The organism is Paenibacillus sp. 4624, assembly GCF_050435065.1.
Lineage (GTDB): Bacteria > Bacillota > Bacilli > Paenibacillales > Paenibacillaceae > Paenibacillus > Paenibacillus amylolyticus_D.
This window is the reverse complement of the sequence record NZ_JBNDJR010000010.1, coordinates 68343-88916: the sequence shown is the minus strand read 5'-3', so window position 1 is coordinate 88916 and position 20574 is coordinate 68343. Positions and strand designations below refer to the sequence as shown.

Sequence of the window (20574 nt, the reverse complement as noted above, 5' to 3'; positions counted from 1 at the left end):
TTCACTCACCCGCTTTATATGGTATATCACCTGCATTACGATGCTGATATAGTGCCATGCCTATGAACATCCAGAAAAAAACGTTCGCAGGGAACAACTCAAGAACGTTGGTTGTCATACTTGCCGTAGCCACTCCTGCGCCGAGGGCTATAGCCACCTGAGGAAGTCTGGAAACTGTCGGGTAAGGTGAGGCATTCATTCGTCTAACCAGTGTGATCAACAGCCACATGAATAACATCAAAAAATAGACAAGCCCGATCCAGCCTGTCTGTTCGTACAAGGAAAAGTATTGGTTATCCACTGCAAAATTACTGGAGTTCAGACCCATCATATGTGTGCGCCGGCTGGCAGCACCAACCGAACCAATTCCGTTGCCGATCATGCCATTCATGGTGAATGGCGAGGTTAGGCTACTTCCCCATATCTGTAACCGATCCAGCAGGGATGAACTGGAGAGCAGATTTTTGGACTGTAGCAACCTGCCTCCGAAAAACACAACCGCTGGCAGTGTCAGAAAAACAACCGCCAGAACTAACATATTCTTTTTGCTGTACTTTCGAATCTGAAGTAAAAAAAGAACCACTTGATATACACACCAGAGTAATAAAGCTGATCGAATCGTAGATAAGAGCAAAAAACCGATCGTCAGCAACTGGATCATCAGGCGAAAGCTGCGATGTTTCACTGCCATCTTGGTATGCTCTGCAATGATGCCTGTCATTACCAATGCATACGCATAACCATCAGGCGAGTACGTAATGGAGGATAGACGCGGCACACCCTCAAGATAGTTTTTGATGTTTACGCCGTATACGAATCCCATAGTGATTAACTTTTCTATACCCAGCGCATATTGGGCGCACCATCCTGCAATGAGCATAATAAAAATAACCAGATTGGTTCTGGCAAATGCGTACATTCCACCCTGCTCGGCCATAAACATGCCTGCAAACAGCATCACCAGCGGTAAAAGCGTGATTTTGATTCCATAGACTAACGTGACCATGCTGGAACCGACAAGAACATTTAACGATCCGAGCACGATGAGGGAGGCCAGTATAAACAGGAATAGATTCAGAAAATGAATCTGCTGGCGATATACCCGGGCAAGCGTATATACCGCAAGCAGCAACATGCCTGCATCCTTTAACGAACGAATCACAATATTATCGACGTAGATCGAAACCAGGCCATAAATGGACAAATAAAGGAGTAAGACATGAATCAATATTATGATGGAAGAGGTAGGAGCAGCAGACCTCGCTTGAACTAATGATGACGATTTGACGTTCAGAGGATTCATGTACATCTTAACCTTCACCTCCAATTAACTTCTCGTAGATGATCGCATGTCTGGTGAGAAGATAATCTTCATTAAAGGATAGGCTGTGTTCGCAGCATCGTAGCATTAATTCGTTTTTTTCAGCTTCAGATAATGAATAGTAATGGAGGATTGCATCACGGATCGCATCGGCACGATGAGCGGTGAAGGAGAAGGTGTCCGCATCCAGCAAAATCTCGGGCATACCCCCAACCTTAGAAGCGTAGACTGGCGTACCTGCTTGATACGATTCAATGACTACTCTGCCAAAAGGTTCATCCCAGGTGGAAGGTACAATGGTAAGATCCATCTTTTTCATCTGGGAAGTGATCTCCTTTTTATCGATTTTGCCCACGAACACGATCCGGGAATCAGTCCCTGCGAGTTCTTGTAATGTATGGAGCAGAGGACCATCCCCGTGGATGAACAGCTTTCCCACGATCTGCTGATCGAGTTTTTGCACCGCTTCAATCAGATACTGAACACCCTTGACCTCGGTTAATTGTCCAAAATATCCAACATGAAGGGGTTGCTGGTGACGAACCGTTTTCCCCGCATTGACATGCTGAACCTGATCATCACGCTCAACAATGTTATGAATGACATGTTTGGACGCGTGCGCGAAAAATCCCAGTTCGATATGCTTGTTAAGCACATGCTCGGATATGCCAATAACAGAAGAAACCCTGCGGCTGTAATGTTTGGAAATCTGTCTGTAGAACCTGGAGTATGCCGAGATTGCAATGGGCTCAATTAACGAAAAATCCCGCAACGTATGCACAACCGGAATGTTCAGTTCAAAAGCCGCTTTCCAGATCGCAAGGCTTAGTCCCGGAATATTCTGAGTGTGGATCAGGGCAGGACGTTTCCTCATCAGATATTGTTTAATATGCTGGTATTGCTTCACATTAAAAATATCCTGGATGCGCCATAATACTTTGTCAGAAGTGCTGGCCTGCCTTGCTGTATCACCGATCCAATACCGATTGTTAAACGGTAGCCGCGAGATTTCAATCCCGTTCACTGTATCCGTCTGCACCCCGCCCTCCTTGTGTCCACCTACGGTAATGACTTTCACGTCATAACTGGACTCCAGCGTCTGGGCCAGAATTTGTGTCGATATCTCGGCTCCCCCAATAATATGGGGTGGGTATAAACTGTGAGCAATCAATATAGTTTGCACGGTTCTCAACTCGCTTTTATTCAGCTTCATTGTTAGCAGTTCAGTGTTATCCAGTTTCCTGTACCTGCAACATCGATCGATAATGCTCTATCGTGCGTTTCAATCCCTCTTCCAGACCAATCTCCGGCTCCCAGTTTAATATTTCACGAGCTTTATCAATCACTGGACGTCTAACCTTCGGATCATCTTCAGGTAAAGGCAAGAATACAACCCTACTGTCCGATTGCGTAAGTTGTTTCACCAAATGAGCAACCTCAAGGATTGTGTATTCTGTAGGATTGCCGATGTTAATAATCTCTCCATCAGCCCGATCTTCTGCCATGAAAGCTTGTAACCCCCGGATGTTATCATCCACATAACAGAAGGATCGGGTCTGTGAACCATCCCCATACACCGTAATATCCTGACCTGTCAGCGCCTGCGTTACAAAATTAGATATCACCCTGCCGTCATCATTACGAAGACCGGAAGAATACGTGTTAAAAATACGCGCAACCTTCACGGAAACACGTTGTTTCGTGTAGTATTCATAACAAAAAACTTCGCCCAACCGTTTGGCTTCGTCATAGCAGGCTCGTGGCCCCCACGTATTTACATTGCCTCGATAACTCTCCGGCTGCGGATGAATCTCGGGATCGCCATAGGCTTCACTTGTACTGGAATACAAAAACTTGGCACCTTTGACCCGGGCCAGTTCCAGCATATGATAGGTTCCTCGCGTGTTCACCCAGATCGTGCCGATGGCATCTGCTTGATAGAACTTCGGTGAAGCAGGCGAAGCCAGATGATAGATTTCATGTACCTGCTGATCAACGAAAAAATCCATTGTATCGGGAAGTGTAACATCTGCTTCATGGAATACAAAATGAGGGTTCTCCATAACCTCTGCCAGATTGCGGATCATACCTGTTGAAAGATTATCAATCCCTGTAACCTGATGACCCTGGCCAATTAAGGATTGCACGAGATGAGAGCCAAGAAATCCGGCAGCACCTGTCACTACAATATGTTTCATTACATCACACTCCAAATTATGATCCAAAATGGTCAAAAGGTGTTGCTTTTAATCATGACGCCGATGGTTTTAAAAATGATGGTGATGTCCATTTTCATAGAGACATTGGAAATATAGTGGAAGTCATACTGGAGATTATGGTGAATAGGCTCCTTGCGAGCCTCGCTCACCTGCCACAATCCCGTAATTCCCGGTTTCACCAGAAACCGTCTGCGCTCCAGATCGGTATAACATTCCTCCACAATCCGTTTCATTTCAGGTCTCGGGCCGATAAAACTCATATCCCCTTTGATAATGTTAAGCAGCTGCGGCAGTTCGTCCAGACTCGTCTTGCGCAATATTCTGCCCAGTCGTGTAATCCTCGGATCATGACTGGTCGTTGGCGAAAGGCCATATTTCGGTGCGTCCGTACGCATCGTTCTAAATTTATAGATGTTAAATTTGACTCCGTTTTTCCCGTACCGTTCCTGCTTAAAGATCACGGGCCCTTTGGAATCCAGTTTAATCAAAATAGCTGAAAGCAGCATGACCGGTAATGTGATCAGCAGTAACAGAATGGCGATAACAAAATCGACCAATGGCTTCATCACATCCGTATACCCGCCAACACGTTGTGAGTATGGCTGCTCAAGTACTGCGGCATTCCCCTCTTTAACCAAGGTTTCCCCACTCCCAAAGTATTCCGGTCCTGATAGCTTCACAGACTATCCCCTCCAGCTACAAGGATTTGATTCATTTGTTCCTTCATTAGAATCTCTTCAATCGCCATCAACACCGGTGCGCGCAACTCTTTATTTTTGAGTGCAAAATCTAAAGTTGTAAGGATGTACCCCAGCTTCTCCCCTACATCAAAGCGGGAACCTTCAAAGTCATAGGCACTGATTCCTTGATCAATATTCAACTTTTGCAACGCATCTGTAAGCTGAATTTCGCCTCCTGCGCCTACATTTTGCTCTTCCAGATATTCGAAAATTTTCGGAGTCAAAATGTATCGTCCCATAATTGCCAGGTTGGACGGTGCCGAACCTAGTGGCGGCTTCTCAACCATACTCTTTACAGAAGATAAGCGTCCTTCTGTGTGCAGTGGATCAATAATCCCATAGCGATATGTTTCACTCGGACTTACCGTTTTCACGCCAAGTACCGACTGCTCTACCTTTTCATACTGCTGGATTAGCTGTTTCAGGCACGGTACTTCTGAAACGACGATATCATCACCAAGCAGTACAGCAAAAGGTTCATTGCCTATGAAATTACGGGCACACCAGACCGCATGCCCAAGTCCAAGGGCTTCCTTCTGTCTTATGTAATGAATATCCACGTTGGAGGACTTCCGGACTTCTTCCAGCAAACTGAGCTTTCCTTTCTCAAGCAGGTTATGCTCCAGTTCAAACGCACTATCAAAATGATCTTCAATCGCACGTTTTCCTTTGCCCGTCACGATAATAATATCTTCGATCCCGGAAGCGACTGCCTCTTCAACGATGTACTGGATAGTCGGTTTGTCCACAATAGGGAGCATTTCTTTAGGCATTGCCTTTGTAGCAGGTAAAAAACGGGTCCCCAATCCAGCAGCAGGGATAATTGCTTTTCTCACCTTTGTCATAGATATCACCCTATCCATTTTTTTATTTGACCTCATAAAACCATGAAAACATGAAATAAATGATTCATAATAGGGCATTGAACCCCTCCTCACATCACACCCCTGACGATACACGTCTAAGGTACACTACCCACAGTGTGACCGAGTGCCTACCATGATAGAGGTATAGTAGACATGACCTTTTAAGATGATTTAAAAAGGGAATTAAATTCTCACGCCTGTTATTTTTCCCCGTAACTATTATTGCGGCTTTTGGGTATCTGCACATTGTTCAGCACAGCGCCCAGAATACGTGCGTTCACATGTTCAAGATGAGCTTTCGCCTTTTTGACCAGATCCTTTTTCACCTTGCCTGCATTCACCACAAGAATGACACCATCACACAAGGAACTGATAATTAATGCATCGGTCACGGTCAGAACCGGCGGTGTATCGAACAAAATAACATCGTACTCTTCCTTTAAACCCTCAAGGAGTGCCGTCATCTTACGTGAACCAATCATCTCCGAAGGATTAGGAGGAATCGGCCCGGAAGACAAAACATGTAAACCTTCTACTCCGGTTTCTCGAAGCACTTCGGTCACTTGGTATTGACTTGATAACACACTGGTCAGTCCTACATGATTGGGTATATTAAACATCAGATGTACTGCCGGTTTACGTAAATCTGTGTCCATCACCAGAACCTTTTTGCCTTCCTGCGCATAAGTGACTGCCAAATTACCAATCGTCGTTGTTTTCCCTTCACCTGATGATGCCGAGGCAATCATGATCGTCTGAATCTGACTGTCTATGGATGAAAACTGAATATTGGTGCGTAGCTTTCGATAAGCTTCGGAGGAATTAGATCTGGGATTAGCCATCGTTACTAGGCCTACTCGTTCATTGGTTAATCGTGACATACTGTCCATCACCTACCTGTTTTTGAGATATGGATGACTGTTTGGATATACGGCTCTCTTCTTTTCTAATCTTGGAGATGACAGCAAGTGCAGGAAGATTTAATTCTTTCTCCAATTCATCTTCCGTTTTCAAGGTGTCATCCAAATATTCCAGCAGGAATATAAACCCTACTGCCAGTAGCAGTCCGACAATAAAGCTAATCAAAATATTGATGATGGGGTTGACGTTAATAGGATTGGAGGAATCCGTAGGTTTCGCTTCACTTAGGATCGTGACATTGTCTACTTTCATAATTACGGGGATTTGAGATTTAAACACTTTCGCAACTGCGTTTACGGTTTTTGCGGCTTTTTCGGATGATAGCCCCGTAGCTGTTAGACTCATAACCTGGGACTCATTGGCGGTGGAAACTTGGATGTTCTGCCCTAATTGATTCCCGGTCATACCAAGATCGGGGTATGTCGATGCCACTTTATCGAGGATTGCAGAAGATTTAATAATCTCCATATAGGAGTTGATCACTTTGATGTTCGTCTGAATCGTGCTAATATCCAAACTCGGAACACCTTGGGCATTATATGCCTGGTTGACGATTAATTTGGCGCCTGCTTCATAGATCGGTACAGTAAAAAAGTAGTTTTTGACACCTGCACCAATACAAGCCACAGCTACGAAGGCAACAATAATCCAGATGCGTTTACGTAAAATGTGTAAATACTCTTTGAGTTCCATTCGATTTTCCTCCCATATAAGTCAGCCATGATATGTGACTATGTATTTGGTACATCAGCAGCTGTTCACCAGAACAAAAAGCTTCGCTTTTTCTTGGCTGGTATCACAGCTGAAATACGTTGATTATTGCAAATGGATCGTGCATTATCTTGAAAATGTTGAATATAGCCACGGCCCAACCGCCGTTCAAGCAACGGATATACAACATCCAGCTTGAACGTTCGATGTTTCGTATCGTGTGCATCTGATGAAATGAAATGAAACCCGTTTTCTTTGCAAAAATGAAAACACCACTTCTGAACTTTTCGCCCGAAAAGCCCAGTGAATGATTCCGCCGTAAGCTGGCATAGTCCACCTTGAATCAAATAATCGGACAGCAGCAATGGCTTTTTCAAAATGACAAGGTTACGTTCCGGATGAGCGATAATAGGGGTAATTCCCGCGATTCGCAGTTCGTGCAGTATTCCGGGGAACTGTGAGGGAATATGACCAAAGGGTAACTCCAGCAACATGTAACGACTACCGGCCAGTGTGCAGCACTTTCCTGCATACAAGTCTTCAATCAGCCCATCGTGCACTCTGATCTCCTGACCGGGATCAATCTGCAAACGGATATTTCGTTTGGCAAGCTCAGCACGAAACATATGAACAGCCTGATTGACTACCTTTGGTTCATTGTTGTAATGTCCGTTCAGGTGATGCGGAGTTGCAATAATGGAGGTAATTCCTGAAGCTACTGCCTTCTCAGCCATCGCAACGGACTGCTCCATTTGAACAGGACCATCATCCAGACCGAATAATATGTGGCAGTGCATTTCAACCATATCCAAACTTCCTCAATGTATGCTCCTCCTCGCCCCTTTATTCATTGCGCAAATGCTTTTGGTGTTAAAGAACTAATGCATAACGCTACGAAATATAGTAAAATGGCGTTAAGTACATGCTTGTTCAGAAATTGTTCAGATTCACCCTCATCCTATATGGTAAAATCAATGTAACGATACGGCTTTAACTGTGGAGATGGATCTGCTGCATTCCCATATGTAGAACGGGGAACCGCCTCAAATTCAACTTCAGTAAGCATTCTGTTTAACTGTCCAGTTATATATAGTGTTTGCTCTTTCTGAATATGCAAGTTTGAATGATACAATATCAACTCTCCAAAAGGCTGTTTCCATTGCAGTTTGGCATGAAGCCTGACACATACACGGCTGTCTTCTACATCCAAACCTAGTACCATTTCTGATAATACGGGTAAGTTCAGGTCGCTCAGGAAAGTGATCGCTTGTGTATCCATACCAAGCAACAGGACGGGACGTCTTTTGCGATCTACCATTTTCCCATGAAACTCCTGAATGTACATATGGACATTTGGTTTCAGATCGGCCCATTCCTGAAGAATTTTTGAATTCATGATTTCATTCCTTTAGAATGGATTGGCCAGCATGGGCGAGACTCTTTTACTTTTAGCAGGTATAACGCTCAGTCCATGAGGAAATACTTAAAATACTATTTAATGATACATTTTGTAACTCCATACGTTCAATTTACGATACAATACGTATCATGTCAAGCGGTATTTGGACATGGTTCTTTTGATTTACGACAATATGAGCTGTCCTTAGACAGACCTATTTAAGAAGTGAAGTATATGAGACGAATGAGGCGTAGTACCTTTGCAGGAAAGCTTCCCTGATCAAAAACTTGGCTCAGGATTGTTTCAATATATATGATGGTGTTCAGGGGGAAATAGCTTATGAGCTACGGAAATCGCATTGCTGAATTACGAGAACAGCGGGGACTTACTCAAGAAGAACTTGCGAACTCCATTCATATTACCAGAGCGGCTCTTTCCCACTACGAGAAAAACCGGCGCAAACCGGATTTCGAGGTGTTAACGCGGCTTGCTGACATTTTCGATGTGTCCATTGATTATTTGATTGGACGTACGAAGCAAAGTGATATGGTTATGGATGAAGACGTGCGTGAATTCGTGGATGCGCTTGAATTGTCAGATAAGGAAGTGTTAGAGCGCTTTGATCTGATGATTGATGGTAAACCTTTAACGGAGGAAGAAGCTCGTCGTTTTATCGCTTTTGTACGAATGGAACGCAGTATGGATTAATCATACGATACCCGAAAAGAAAACCCAGTTTCCGAGTACTTCCTGCTCCGGTTTCTGGGCCTTTTTGTGTATCATAATTCCCTCCATTCCTTGGTGTGCACTGGTTCATGTACGCTTGTTGTCGGAGGATACGAAATGTTTCAAACGCTCCGGGTCGATTCCACATTGCAGTAAAACTTTCATGATGTCCATCCGGGTTGCTTCGACTTTGTTACCTGTCGGCTTAGAATCGCCCATGTTTGGATGCTTCATCTTCATTCCGCTAACCTCTCTTATCTTAATACTTTCTCTGCACTCCAAAAACTAAACCTAATTATACTTTAGAACGTTCCTCGATGTTGTCGTCTCATGGCGATAACGTTTTTTGAGCGGGTTCTAATTTTGTCGAAAGCAAAAAGGAGCCTTATAACGCCGTTCTGGCGGCTATAAGACTCCTTTTGTTTTAAAGCTTTTCTTTTAATTAGGAAAATAAACGAAACATTAACCTCCGGTGCGCGCAAGCTCACGCATATTCGCTTCAAATGCGGCCAGCAAAGCGGCTTCACCTGTCAGACCTGTCGCCTGTACCCGCTCGATCTGTTCCGTCATACGTTTGAAGTCCTTCGGAATGACACGCACAAATTGATTCAGGGAATCCTGCCATGTATCCAGGATACGCTGACCTGCAGCACTTCCCGTAAGTGCTACGTGCCGTTGAATCATGCCAAGCAAATCTTCACTTTCAGAAGCATCCTCGACACGCTCCAAAAGAACCATTTCCAGATTGCAGCGTTGCAGGAATGCGCCTTTTGGATCATACACGTAAGCAATACCTCCGGACATCCCTGCTGCAAAGTTACGACCTGTATCGCCGAGTACTACGACACGCCCACCTGTCATGTATTCACAGCCATGATCGCCTAAACCTTCAACAACCACTTTGGCTCCTGAGTTACGTACAGCGAAACGCTCTCCGGCAATACCGCGGATATACGCTTCCCCACTAGTCGCCCCATATAAAGCGGTGTTTCCGATAATGATGTTGTTCTCCGCTTCGAATGTCGCTTTTGGTGAAGGCATAACAATCAGCTTACCTCCTGACAATCCTTTACCTACGTAGTCGTTGGAGTCTCCTTCTACCGTGAGCGTCATGCCTTTTGGTACAAAAGCACCAAAGCTTTGTCCAGCTGAGCCAACAAATTTAAATTTAACCGTATCCTCAGGCAAACCAGCAAGACCATATTTACGTGTAATCTCACTACCTAGGATGGTACCCACTGCACGGTTCACATTGGTAATCGGAAGAACCGCTTCAACAGGTTGACCGGATTCAATAGCTGGCTGTGCGAGTGGCACGAGTTGTTGCATATCCAGCGTTTCTTCTAATTGGTGATTCTGATGCTGTGTACGGTAACGTGCAGCGCCTTCCGGCAGTTCAGGCACATGCAGCAATACAGACAGATCCACACCTTTTTTCTTCCAGTGATCCACAGCTTCTACCGTTTCGAGGCAATCTGTACGTCCAACCATTTCCTGAATGGTACGGAAACCAAGATCAGCCATAATCTCACGCATGTCTTCTGCGACGAAACGCATAAAGTTCACGACATGTTCAGGATCTCCCATGTAGTTTTTACGCAGTTCCGGATTTTGTGTTGCCACACCAACTGGACAAGTATCCATTTGGCAGACACGCATCATGATACAGCCCAGTGCTACGAGTGGTGCAGTAGAGAAACCATATTCTTCTGCTCCAAGCAACGCAGCAATAGCCAGGTCGCGCCCGTTCAGCATTTTGCCATCTGTTTCAAGAACAACACGATCACGCAGATTGTTCAGCATCAACGTTTGATGTGTCTCTGCAAGTCCAAGCTCCCACGGCATACCGGCATGACGGATGGAACCTTGAGGAGATGCCCCCGTTCCGCCGTCGTAACCGCTGACCAGGATAATGTCCGCACGACCTTTAGCTACACCTGCAGCAATCGTTCCGACACCGACTTCTGATACCAGCTTCACGTTAATTTCGGCACGCGGATTAGCATTTTTCAAGTCATAGATCAATTCTGCCAAGTCCTCAATCGAATAAATATCGTGATGCGGCGGCGGTGAGATCAGACCTACACCTGGTGTAGAGCCGCGAACTTCTGCTACCCAAGGATATACTTTACGGCCTGGCAGTTGTCCGCCTTCACCTGGTTTAGCCCCTTGTGCCATTTTGATCTGAATCTCGTCAGCATTGACCAGATAGTTGGAAGTTACACCAAAACGTCCGGATGCAACTTGTTTGATCGCACTGCGACGGGAATCCCCATTGCTGTCTTTCACGAAACGAGCCGGGTCTTCTCCGCCTTCACCAGTGTTGGATTTACCACCCACACGGTTCATGGCGATTGCCAAATCTTCGTGAGCTTCTTTACTGATTGAACCGAAGGACATCGCACCCGTTTTGAAACGACGCATGATGTTTTCTACGGATTCTACTTCTTCGAGCGGAATGGATGCTCCGACCGGTTTTAGTTTCAGCATGGAACGAATGGTGAGCAGTTGATCATTCTCACCCTGTACGAGTTTGGAATACTTTTTGTACAGCTTGTAATCGCCCGTACGTACAGCGTGTTGCAATGTGTGGATCGTTTGCGGGTTGAACAAATGCTCTTCCCCGTCGTTCCGCCATTGGTATTCACCGCCGGAATCCAGCACTTTATCATTGCCGTCCTTATCTGTGAAAGCTCGGTTGTGATGTGTCAGCGCCTCTGCTGCTACTTCCTCCAGACCGATACCACCGATTCGTGAAGGTGTCCAAGTGAAGTAACGGTCAACGAAATCTGATTTCAGACCCACCGCTTCGAAAATTTGAGCACCGCGATACGATTGGATCGTTGAGATACCCATTTTGGACAATATTTTAATAACGCCTTTAGTTGCGGCTTTAATGTAGTTTTTCACGGCTTTCTCATGGGAAATGCCGCGCAGCAAACCTTGCTGAATCATATCATCCAGCGTTTCAAATGCCAGATAAGGGTTAACCGCGCTTACGCCATAACCCAGAAGCAATGCGTAGTGGTGAATATCACGCGGTTCTCCCGATTCGAGCAAAATGCTGACTTTTGTTCTTGTACCCTGACGAATCAGGTGGTGATGCAGACCTGCAACAGCCAGCAACGCCGGAATTGCTGCATTCTCGGCATCCACACCGCGGTCAGACAAAATCAAAATATTGTGTCCTTTGTCGATGACCCGGTCTGCTGCTTCAAAGAGCAAGTCCATCGCTTTACGCAACCCTTCGGCTCCTTCTGCTGCGGTGAAGAAGATCGGAATCGTCATGGAACGGAAGCCCGGACGACGAACGTGGCGGATCTTCGCAAAGTCTTCATTAGACAATACCGGTGTATCCAGACGAATCTGGCGACAGCTCTCCGGTTCAGGGTTAAGCAGGTTACGCTCCGGACCAATCGTTGTCGCTGTAGAGGTAACGATCTCTTCACGGATCGCATCAATCGGCGGATTGGTTACCTGTGCAAACATCTGTTTAAAGTAGTTATACAGGCGTTGCGGACGATCGGACAGAACAGCCAGCGGTGCATCATAACCCATGGAGCCTGTAGCTTCCATTCCTGTGGATGCCATTGGCTCCAGCACTTTGCGCAGTTCTTCAAATGTATATCCGTATGCAAGTTGAAGTTGCGTAACATTGTCATGTTTAGGGTCTGGAAGCTCCGGTGCTTCCGGCAACTCGTTCAGATCCATCAAGTGCTCTTCAAGCCACTCTTCGTAAGGATTCTCTGAAGCAATGAGCGCTTTGACTTCTTCATCAGAGATAATACGGCCCTCTTGAGTATCTACGAGCAACATCCGTCCTGGACGCAGACGATCTTTGTACAGAATGTCTTCCGGTGCGATATCCAGAACACCGACTTCGGAAGAAAGAATGATTCGGTCATCCTTCGTTACATAATAACGGGCAGGACGCAAACCGTTACGGTCAAGCGTAGCCCCGATCTGTAAACCGTCCGTAAATGCCATAGCCGCAGGGCCATCCCATGGCTCCATCATTGTGCTGTGGTATTCGTAGAACGCCTTTTTCGCAGGGTCCATACCTTCATCGGTGCTCCATGGCTCAGGAACCATCATCATCGCCACGTGTGGCAGGGAGCGTCCGCTTAGATACAGGAATTCCAGCGTGTTATCAAACATTGCTGTATCTGAACCGTCCGGATTAATGACCGGTTTTACTTTTGCAATGTCATCGCCGAACAGTTCGCTTTCGAACAAGGACTGACGCGCATGCATCCAGTTCACGTTACCACGCATTGTATTGATCTCACCGTTGTGGATCATGAAACGATACGGGTGAGCACGTTCCCAGCTCGGGAAGGTGTTCGTACTGAAACGGGAGTGTACGAGTGCAATCGCGGATTCAACCAGTTCTTCCTGCAGATCCAGATAGAACTTGCCCACCTGCTCGGTTGTCAGCATGCCTTTGTAGACCACTTTACGGCAAGACAAGCTCGGCAGGTAGAAGGATTCTCCTTCCGCCTCGTCTGCGGAATAACGAATGGCCAGTTCAGCACGTCTGCGAATGACATACAATTTGCGTTCAAATGCAAGCTCATCTTTCACTTCATCCGATCTTCCGATAAATACCTGACGTACGTAAGGCTTCGCTGCCAGTGCAGAACGGCCCAGCATCTCATCATACGTAGGTACATCCCGGAAGCCCAGGAAGGTCTGTCCTTCTTCTTCAATAATCTTCTTCAGGCTCTCTTCATGTGCAGTACGAACTGCCGGATCATGAGACAAGAACAGCATGCCTACGCCATAAAATCCCTGTTCAGGCAATGCAAAACCGAGTCGCTCTGCTTCCTTTGCAAAATAACGATGTGGAATCTGAATCAGGATGCCTGCTCCGTCACCGGAATTCGGTTCACTTCCCTGACCCCCACGGTGCTCCATATTACTGAGCATGGTCAGTGCCTGACTAACGATATCGTGTGAAGGTACTCCTTTGATGTTGGCAACAAAACCCATACCACATGCATCTTTTTCGAATTGTGGGTCATACAGACCTTGTTTTGGAGGTAATCCGATGTGTCTCATGGAACGCAACCTTTCTATAATGAAGTATTTCGGAAAGATCAAGAACATAACAACAGGCAACAATGAAACGGGAGGAGCCGGCATTTCGCTTGAGATAAGCCTGCCTGCTGAGATGGAGAGGTGACAGCTTGAGCCATCTGTTGTAAGCCTGGTATTGCGGTAAGGACCGCGATTATTGCGAAGGACTGACGCCGGTAATCCGGTAACAGCATATATACAACAACACGTAGCCGCTGGCACGACTACTCAAGATGGAGCGACGTTTTTTGATATAGTTCTATTATTTTAACACCGACCTAACATCAGCGCAATTTAAACTTTTTAATACCTCTGATAAGAATTGTTTTGCAGTACAGCTTTAGTGTGTTGACGTTTAAAAACATCTCTTTTTCGAATAATTATACACGTTTTATAGCAGAGCACAACTGATTTTAATTGCTGATAAAAGAAAATCGTTCCATATCCAGCCTACGTTTGACCATATTTTCGCAATTTTCATGCTCCAGCTTCCAATATAACTTTCTATTTTCATAGCATTGAATACAAAATGGCCTGCAGCTTATTTTCGCGCCGCAGGCCATTTGCACTATTTGACTACTATATTGCATAATTTCGATACATATGCTTTAACTTTTTTTGCAGAAAGTTGTGCGAATTATCTTCTTGCTTCATTCATTAAACTGTCAAAGGCTGACCGCTTTCTGCTACTTCAGCTTCTTTCTTTGTACGTCGGCCGTTCAGGAGGAAGTACGTCAGCGTCAGCAGCACAGATACAGCTGCATAGATGCTAAGTATTTCAGCCTGATGCCACATCACATTGAAGTTACCACTGGAGACAACCGCTCTGAGGCCCATAATGCTGTGTGTCATCGGCAGCCACTGACTAATGGATTGCAGCCATGAAGGAATCAGTTCTACTGGGAATGTACCCGCACTCCCTGCAAGCTGAAAGACCAATAGCAGGATGATCACATAACGTCCAGGCAGATCAAGCCAAGTAACCAGCGCCTGAACGATCAGCATGAAGGTCAGACCCGTTATAATCGTAAACAGATAAAACAGTCCTGTACTATGTGTCTCCAGTCCGAGACCGTAAAGCATAAAGCTCGCTACAATAACGGACTGGAAGATGCTCACCGAACCAAATATCAGTGTGCGGCTTACGAAACGATTCCAGCCTGTTGCTCCAGGTACAGACGTTTCACGCATTTTCAAGACAATAGTAGAGATCAGTGATCCTACGAACAGACCGATGGACAGGAAAAATGGTGTCATGCCTGTTCCATAATTACTTACGTTCTCTGCCTTGTTCTCGGAAGAACTCACCGGTTCTGCAAACATATTCACAACTTCATCTGTTTTCTTCACTTCGGATGTTTTCTGAGCTGCATCTTTCAGCTTCGTGGCCAGTTCACCAGAACCGTCTTTCAGTTCTGTAAGACCATTAGCCAGTTTACCGGCTCCATCACCCAGCTGTTTGGAACCGTCAGCCAGAGATGAAACACCGCCGCTAAGTTTACCAACACCTGTCTGTAATGCAGCCGTACCTGTACCTAGCTGTTTCGCACCAGCTGCCAGTTGTGTACCGCCAGTGGCTGCTTCACCCAATTTGCTGCTGAATTGTTTCAAGCCGTCGGAGAGCTTTGCTCCACCCTGACTAAGCTGTCCAGCACCAGCAAGCAGTTGCTTCTGTCCGTCAACCAGTTGAGCTGCACCTGCAAGCAGTTGTTGTTGACCTCCATGCAGTTCAGTTGCACCCGTAGCCAGTTGCTGATTACCTTGGTGGAGTTGATCCGCACCTTGTGCCAGCTTCTGCTCGCTCTCATGCAGCTGTGCACTGCCGTCAGCAACAGCCTGACTCGCTGCAATCAGCTTTTGAACATCAGCGCTTGCGGCCAGTTCCGGGTTACTTGCGGCCAGTTGTTTCAATCCGGCTGCTACTCCCTGTGCGCCATCGGCAACTTTATTGCTGCCATCCACAGCGGATTGCAGGCCGGTTGCCAATGTTCCACTGCCTTGCACTGCCGATTGAAGACCGTCAGACAGCTTCGCACTGCCTTGTTCGGATGATTGCAGACCTGCTTGCAGCTTGTTTGTGCCATCCAATGAAGATTGAAGGCCAGAGGCCAGCTTGTCGCTGCCGTTCTTCAACTGGTCAGCACCACTTTGCAGCTGACCCGTAGCTGCTTCATGAAGTTGCTGTAAACCTGAAACCAGACTTGTCGTTCCGTTTTCAAGTTTCGAAGCTCCATTATGCAGTGCAGTAACTCCGTTACTTAACGGTGCTAATCCATCCTGAAGTTTCAACGTGCCGGATGCTAGCTTAGCCAGATTATCCTTAAGTTTCACAGCCCCGTCGTCGAGTTTTCCAGCACCAGTCTTCAAATCTCCGGCACCGTTGCCTGCTTCAGCCAAGCCGTCCGACACTTCGGAGAACTTGTCTAACAACGTTTCTGCATAAGACTCTGTAACTTTGGCTGAAACTTTAGCCTTTAGGTCTTTAATTGCCGTTTTACCGATCTGTGCACCTACAAAGTTATAATTACCGTTTGGCTCATAGATCAATTCTGCTGGTGCAGGCTTATCATCAAGCAATGTTGTGGCTTGGGAAGAGAAGTTCTCTGGAATCGTAATCTGCATGTAATACTTGTCGTTTTGCATGCCGTCCTTTGCCTGAGTAGCACTGACAAAGTCCCATTTGAAATCTTCATTTTTCTTCAGCTCATCGATAAGGTCCTTACCGACATGAAGTGATTTCCCCTCCAGTTCGGCTCCTTTATCCAGATTAACTACGGCTACAGGCAGTTTATCCACATTACCGTATGGGTCCCAGTAAGCCGCCAAATAAATGCCGCTGTAAAGGATCGGTATAAATAATATGGCAATTACAGGGATCAACACCTTCGGGTTTCTCACGGCTGATCCCAAATCCTTGAAAAACACGTTTAATGATTTCATGTCATTTTCTCCCCTTAATCTCTCTGCTAGACAGCAGGAATAACCAATATGAAAACAGAATGAAAATCTCTGGAATTTTTACCGAAATACGTGATGACCAAATCTCTCAAACGGTCAATCCAGAGCAAAAAACAAACTTGTCCTTCGACAAGTTTCAATTAACCGGGGTGATTGCAGCTATGCCTTCCATTAAGAAAAGACGAAAGTAGTTCTTGATTTCCTCTTTGCTAAGCGGATCATGATGTTTACTCCAGTCTGAGGTTAATGCAATATACAATCGAATCATCATAAAAGCGACGACTTGCGGATCACAATCGCGTATTTCTCCCCCAGCTCTTGCCTTCTCCAATTCACGGGCCAGAAAATCGGAAATGACTTTCTCCACTTTTTCCAGACCTTCCTTGGCCTGCAATGTCCCAAAATCCTTCAACTCCTGTGACAACTTCACGAGTAACTCGTGATCACGGCGGAATTCCAACAGCGCATCGAGCACACGAAACAGATTATCAAAAAAAGCACTTTCCTGATGCACTTCACGCTGCGCAATGTTTTTCATCTCCTGAATGACTTCCACCAGGATCTGATCAAATAACTGCTCTTTATTCGTGAAAAAGGTGTAGATCGTACCCTTGCCTACATTGGCAATCTTGGCCACTTGATCCATCGTAGTCGCTTTGTATCCAAACATGGCAAACGACTGGGCGGCTGCATGAATCACCTGCTGTCTCCTGTCGATCGGAGCCATCTTATCCCCTCCTTGCTTCATATAAATATGACGAGTGATTCTTACTATCGCTCTCTATGAAATGACCGAAAATACAAAATGGTCATTTGGTCAAAAACTACAATATCATCTTAAAAATAAGATTGCAAGCCTAACAATAAAAAAATGTATTAATATTTTTTAACCGAAATGCAGTGGAAACTGTCAGCGTCGTCGTCTATAGTGTAAGATGACTCAAACAATCCGCATATAACTGAAGTTTGCTGTCTCAAATCAGGTTATACGGTGTAAATATTTTTGGATGAAACATGATTCCGTGTTTTGCTGTATATTCATTAGTAACAAACCTAGCATAACTGTCCCTACTTAAAGCGTACGAAACTGTTCTCATTCAAAATTTTAATTTTAACTCAAACTTTATGAATAAAGGTGAACTCATGCGAAAACCAAGAGTGCTCTTATTATCAGAAGGATTCGGTACTGGTCATACACAGGCGGCTCATGCTCTGGCACATGGCATCAAAAAAGTTAGTCCTCATGTTCATAGTCGTGTTATTGAACTTGGGAAATTTTTGAATCCGACCGTCGCTCCGCTGATCTTTTCTGCATATCGAAAGACACTATCGGTTCAACCCAAACTTGTCAGCCTGTTGTACCGCACACAGTACAACAAATCTTTGAACGGCTTAACCAAACTGGCGTTGCACCGTATCTTCTATACCCAGACGGCGCAGGTCGTATCCCAATTAAAGCCGGATATCGTGATCTGCACACATCCGTTTCCCAACGCGGTTATTTCCAGACTTAAGCGCCAAGGACTAAATATTCCACTATATACCTTAATTACGGATTATGACGTGCATGGAACGTGGATCAACCCTGAGGTAAACAAATATCTGGTCTCCACTCCTCAAGTTAAAGCCTTGTTAGAGATTCGGGGGGTTCCCTCCTCACAGATTCAGATTACAGGCATTCCTGTACATCCTGATTTCTGGGAGTCCGGGGATAAGGTGCAGCTCAGAGAAGAAATGGGACTGCAAAATATGCCAACAGCTCTGCTTATGGGGGGCGGTTGGGGGCTTTCTTTTGACGAGGAACATATGAAAACTCTCGCATCTTGGGCAGACAGGGTTCAATTAATCTTCTGCCTTGGAAGCAACCAAAAGATGATTGACAAAATGAAAGAAATCCCATGCTTCCAGCATCCCAACATCCGTATTCTGGGATACACGAAGGAAGTCAGCAAACTCATGGATGTCTCAGACGTCCTGATCACCAAGCCAGGCGGCATGACATGTACGGAAGCGATGGCTAAAGGCCTTCCAATGCTCTTTATCCCTCCACTGCCAGGACAGGAAGAGGAGAACTGCGAATATTTTGTACAAGCCGGATATGGAGAGATCATTCACTCTAAGGATGTCATAACGAATCGATTCCGGGAGTTGTCTGAAAATCAGCCCAACCAGGGTAGTCTGCCTAAGAAGAACAAAAGGTATATAACAGGACATTCACCTGCTTATGATCCGACCTGTTGTGCTCAAGCTGTTCACGATTTGCTGTTCCCTGCAACGACAGAAGTTACAACTACGTCTCTAGAGCGTTTCTCAGCGAGTATTGCAACCAGACCTTTGTCTGGTACCAGACTCCCTTTATAATCCCTCTAAGAGGCCACAGCATCGGTCTGAGGACGTAATATTCAACAAACAATCAATCAAGTACTTAAACTATACGAAAATGCCAAAAAGGTTCCCCTTCTGAAAATGAAGGGGAACCTTTTTTATTTTTGTTGCATTTCATCGTATGATCTACCAAAAAAATGGGTAAATTACAACTAAAGATGATCACAAAAACGCCGAAATAAAACTGCATTTTCACAAAATTCAGGGTTTATGTGACGCTCACATAGTTAACTACCCTGCCTGTTTGCAGAATTTTGAGGCCTTTTACTTGTAAAAAGTATGATGCCCAATCGTTTTTACTTCTTTCTTCGTACGAGCCACTGTCAAATCATCAGCAAGTGTCAAAGATAAAAAATAATACGTATCATCAGACACTTCCTTCTGCCCGTTCAGCGCAGCATTCACAGCTTTGATGCTATCTTCATTCGGGGTTACCCGTTTTAGTCGTCCATTCGCCACAGGGCTAAACTGTGATTTTTGATAGATGACCTTGTAAATGGTATCGGGGAAATTGGCTGACCGTAGCCGGTTTAAGACAACGTTGGCAACTGCCACTTTGCCTTTGTACGGTTCGCCTTCCGCTTCTGCCATGACTATTTTTTGTAGCAGATGCAGCTCTTTATCGGACACACTGTAAGACCAGGTTGCGAGTTTTGCATCTTCCTGATTCAAAAGTTTGGTCCGCGTAAAGTAAAGTTTTTGGGGGGGAGTTGACATCGCAGCCGCCGCTTTGGCATGTTCCATTTTAGCCAATTTCAGAGCAGCTTCTTTTTTTGCTTTCGCTTCAGCTATAGCCTGGGCTTTTTGTTTAGCCGCAGCTTCCTGTTGCTCGCGCTCTTCCTGAGCAGTCAAAAGCCAGTTTTTTGCCGGCAATGCATTAGTCCATGTTACGGATTGTCCAGACGTGTCAGAAGATAGACTTGTCCCATCTTCCATCATGCGCCTCTGCTCTTGCGGCAATGATGGGCTATTATGCGCCGAAGACGCAAGCTCCGTCATCTGTTTACTTTCACTCGCTTCATTCCACTTCCCCGTCGCTTGAACGACATTTACCCCCACTATACATACAAGCAGCACAGACAACATCGGTGCTACCCAACGATTCTTACTTATAATTTCCATTCGAAGATTCCTCCTATCGAAACAATTCCCTAATCTTAGTAACCAAAAAAAAAGAATTTGAATAACGATGGCTAATATTACATAGGGATAAACACAATGTCAATGTGAGTTTATGGCATTTAAAAGT

General features: G+C 45.4%; 16 protein-coding genes. 2 read left to right on the top strand and 14 right to left on the bottom strand.

Features of this window, described 5'->3' with window-relative positions:
* Position 1: 1 nt before the first annotated feature.
* From ABIE27_RS21615 to ABIE27_RS21575, 9 genes are all read right to left on the bottom strand, one after another.
* The gene (locus ABIE27_RS21615; RefSeq protein ID WP_429351454.1) at positions 2–1309 is read right to left on the bottom strand and encodes an O-antigen ligase family protein; all 1308 of its coding nucleotides are present in this window, start codon (positions 1307–1309) and stop codon (positions 2–4) included.
* Between the two features lies 1 nt (position 1310).
* Positions 1311–2534: a glycosyltransferase family 4 protein gene (locus ABIE27_RS21610; RefSeq protein ID WP_123063227.1), complete on the bottom strand. Its 1224-nt coding sequence runs from the start codon at positions 2532–2534 to the stop codon at positions 1311–1313.
* A gap of 16 nt (positions 2535–2550) precedes the next feature.
* Entirely contained in the window at positions 2551–3519 is a 969-nt protein-coding gene (locus tag ABIE27_RS21605; protein WP_123063226.1) for a UDP-glucuronic acid decarboxylase family protein, read from the bottom strand.
* A gap of 32 nt (positions 3520–3551) precedes the next feature.
* Positions 3552–4220, bottom strand: a complete 669-nt coding sequence (locus ABIE27_RS21600) for a sugar transferase (protein ID WP_205127915.1) — start codon at positions 4218–4220, stop codon at positions 3552–3554.
* Complete coding sequence (galU, locus tag ABIE27_RS21595) at positions 4217–5125, bottom strand: UTP--glucose-1-phosphate uridylyltransferase GalU (protein ID WP_123063421.1); 909 nt, start codon at positions 5123–5125, stop codon at positions 4217–4219. The genes ABIE27_RS21600 and galU overlap by 4 nt, the downstream gene beginning before the upstream one ends.
* Before the next feature lie 221 nt (positions 5126–5346).
* Positions 5347–6027 carry a CpsD/CapB family tyrosine-protein kinase gene (locus ABIE27_RS21590; RefSeq protein WP_123063225.1) on the bottom strand — a complete coding sequence of 227 codons (681 nt, stop codon included), beginning with the start codon at positions 6025–6027 and terminating at the stop codon, positions 5347–5349.
* The gene (locus tag ABIE27_RS21585; RefSeq protein ID WP_123063224.1) at positions 6008–6760 is read right to left on the bottom strand and encodes a YveK family protein; all 753 of its coding nucleotides are present in this window, start codon (positions 6758–6760) and stop codon (positions 6008–6010) included. The genes ABIE27_RS21590 and ABIE27_RS21585 overlap by 20 nt, the downstream gene beginning before the upstream one ends.
* A gap of 65 nt (positions 6761–6825) precedes the next feature.
* Entirely contained in the window at positions 6826–7584 is a 759-nt protein-coding gene (locus ABIE27_RS21580) for a tyrosine-protein phosphatase (protein ID WP_123063223.1), read from the bottom strand.
* 152 nt (positions 7585–7736) lie between these two features.
* Positions 7737–8174 carry a hypothetical protein gene (locus ABIE27_RS21575; RefSeq protein WP_123063222.1) on the bottom strand — a complete coding sequence of 146 codons (438 nt, stop codon included), beginning with the start codon at positions 8172–8174 and terminating at the stop codon, positions 7737–7739.
* 342 nt (positions 8175–8516) lie between these two features.
* On the opposite strand from ABIE27_RS21575, the gene ABIE27_RS21570 reads away from it, so the two are divergent.
* Positions 8517–8885: a helix-turn-helix domain-containing protein gene (locus ABIE27_RS21570; protein ID WP_123063221.1), complete on the top strand. Its 369-nt coding sequence runs from the start codon at positions 8517–8519 to the stop codon at positions 8883–8885.
* Positions 8886–8990: 105 nt separating this feature from the next.
* Here the strand turns inward: ABIE27_RS21570 and ABIE27_RS21565 are convergent, their stop codons facing one another.
* From ABIE27_RS21565 to ABIE27_RS21550, 4 genes are all read right to left on the bottom strand, one after another.
* The gene (locus tag ABIE27_RS21565) at positions 8991–9143 is read right to left on the bottom strand and encodes a hypothetical protein (protein ID WP_205127914.1); all 153 of its coding nucleotides are present in this window, start codon (positions 9141–9143) and stop codon (positions 8991–8993) included.
* Between the two features lie 222 nt (positions 9144–9365).
* Positions 9366–13964 carry a glutamate synthase large subunit gene (gene gltB, locus ABIE27_RS21560; protein ID WP_429351453.1) on the bottom strand — a complete coding sequence of 1533 codons (4599 nt, stop codon included), beginning with the start codon at positions 13962–13964 and terminating at the stop codon, positions 9366–9368.
* Between the two features lie 675 nt (positions 13965–14639).
* A complete protein-coding gene (locus tag ABIE27_RS21555) occupies positions 14640–16922 on the bottom strand; it encodes a YhgE/Pip domain-containing protein (RefSeq protein WP_123063219.1) in 2283 nt (760 codons plus the stop codon).
* Between the two features lie 154 nt (positions 16923–17076).
* Positions 17077–17667 (bottom strand): TetR/AcrR family transcriptional regulator, encoded by a 591-nt coding sequence (locus tag ABIE27_RS21550; protein ID WP_429351452.1) that lies wholly within the window; start codon positions 17665–17667, stop codon positions 17077–17079.
* 416 nt (positions 17668–18083) lie between these two features.
* Between ABIE27_RS21550 and ABIE27_RS21545 the strand changes: the two genes are divergently transcribed.
* A complete protein-coding gene (locus ABIE27_RS21545; protein WP_429351451.1) occupies positions 18084–19301 on the top strand; it encodes an MGDG synthase family glycosyltransferase in 1218 nt (405 codons plus the stop codon).
* Between the two features lie 288 nt (positions 19302–19589).
* On the opposite strand, the gene ABIE27_RS21540 is transcribed toward ABIE27_RS21545, so the two are convergent.
* A complete protein-coding gene (locus tag ABIE27_RS21540) occupies positions 19590–20447 on the bottom strand; it encodes a cell wall hydrolase (RefSeq protein WP_429351450.1) in 858 nt (285 codons plus the stop codon).
* Between the last annotated feature and the right edge of the window lie 127 nt (positions 20448–20574).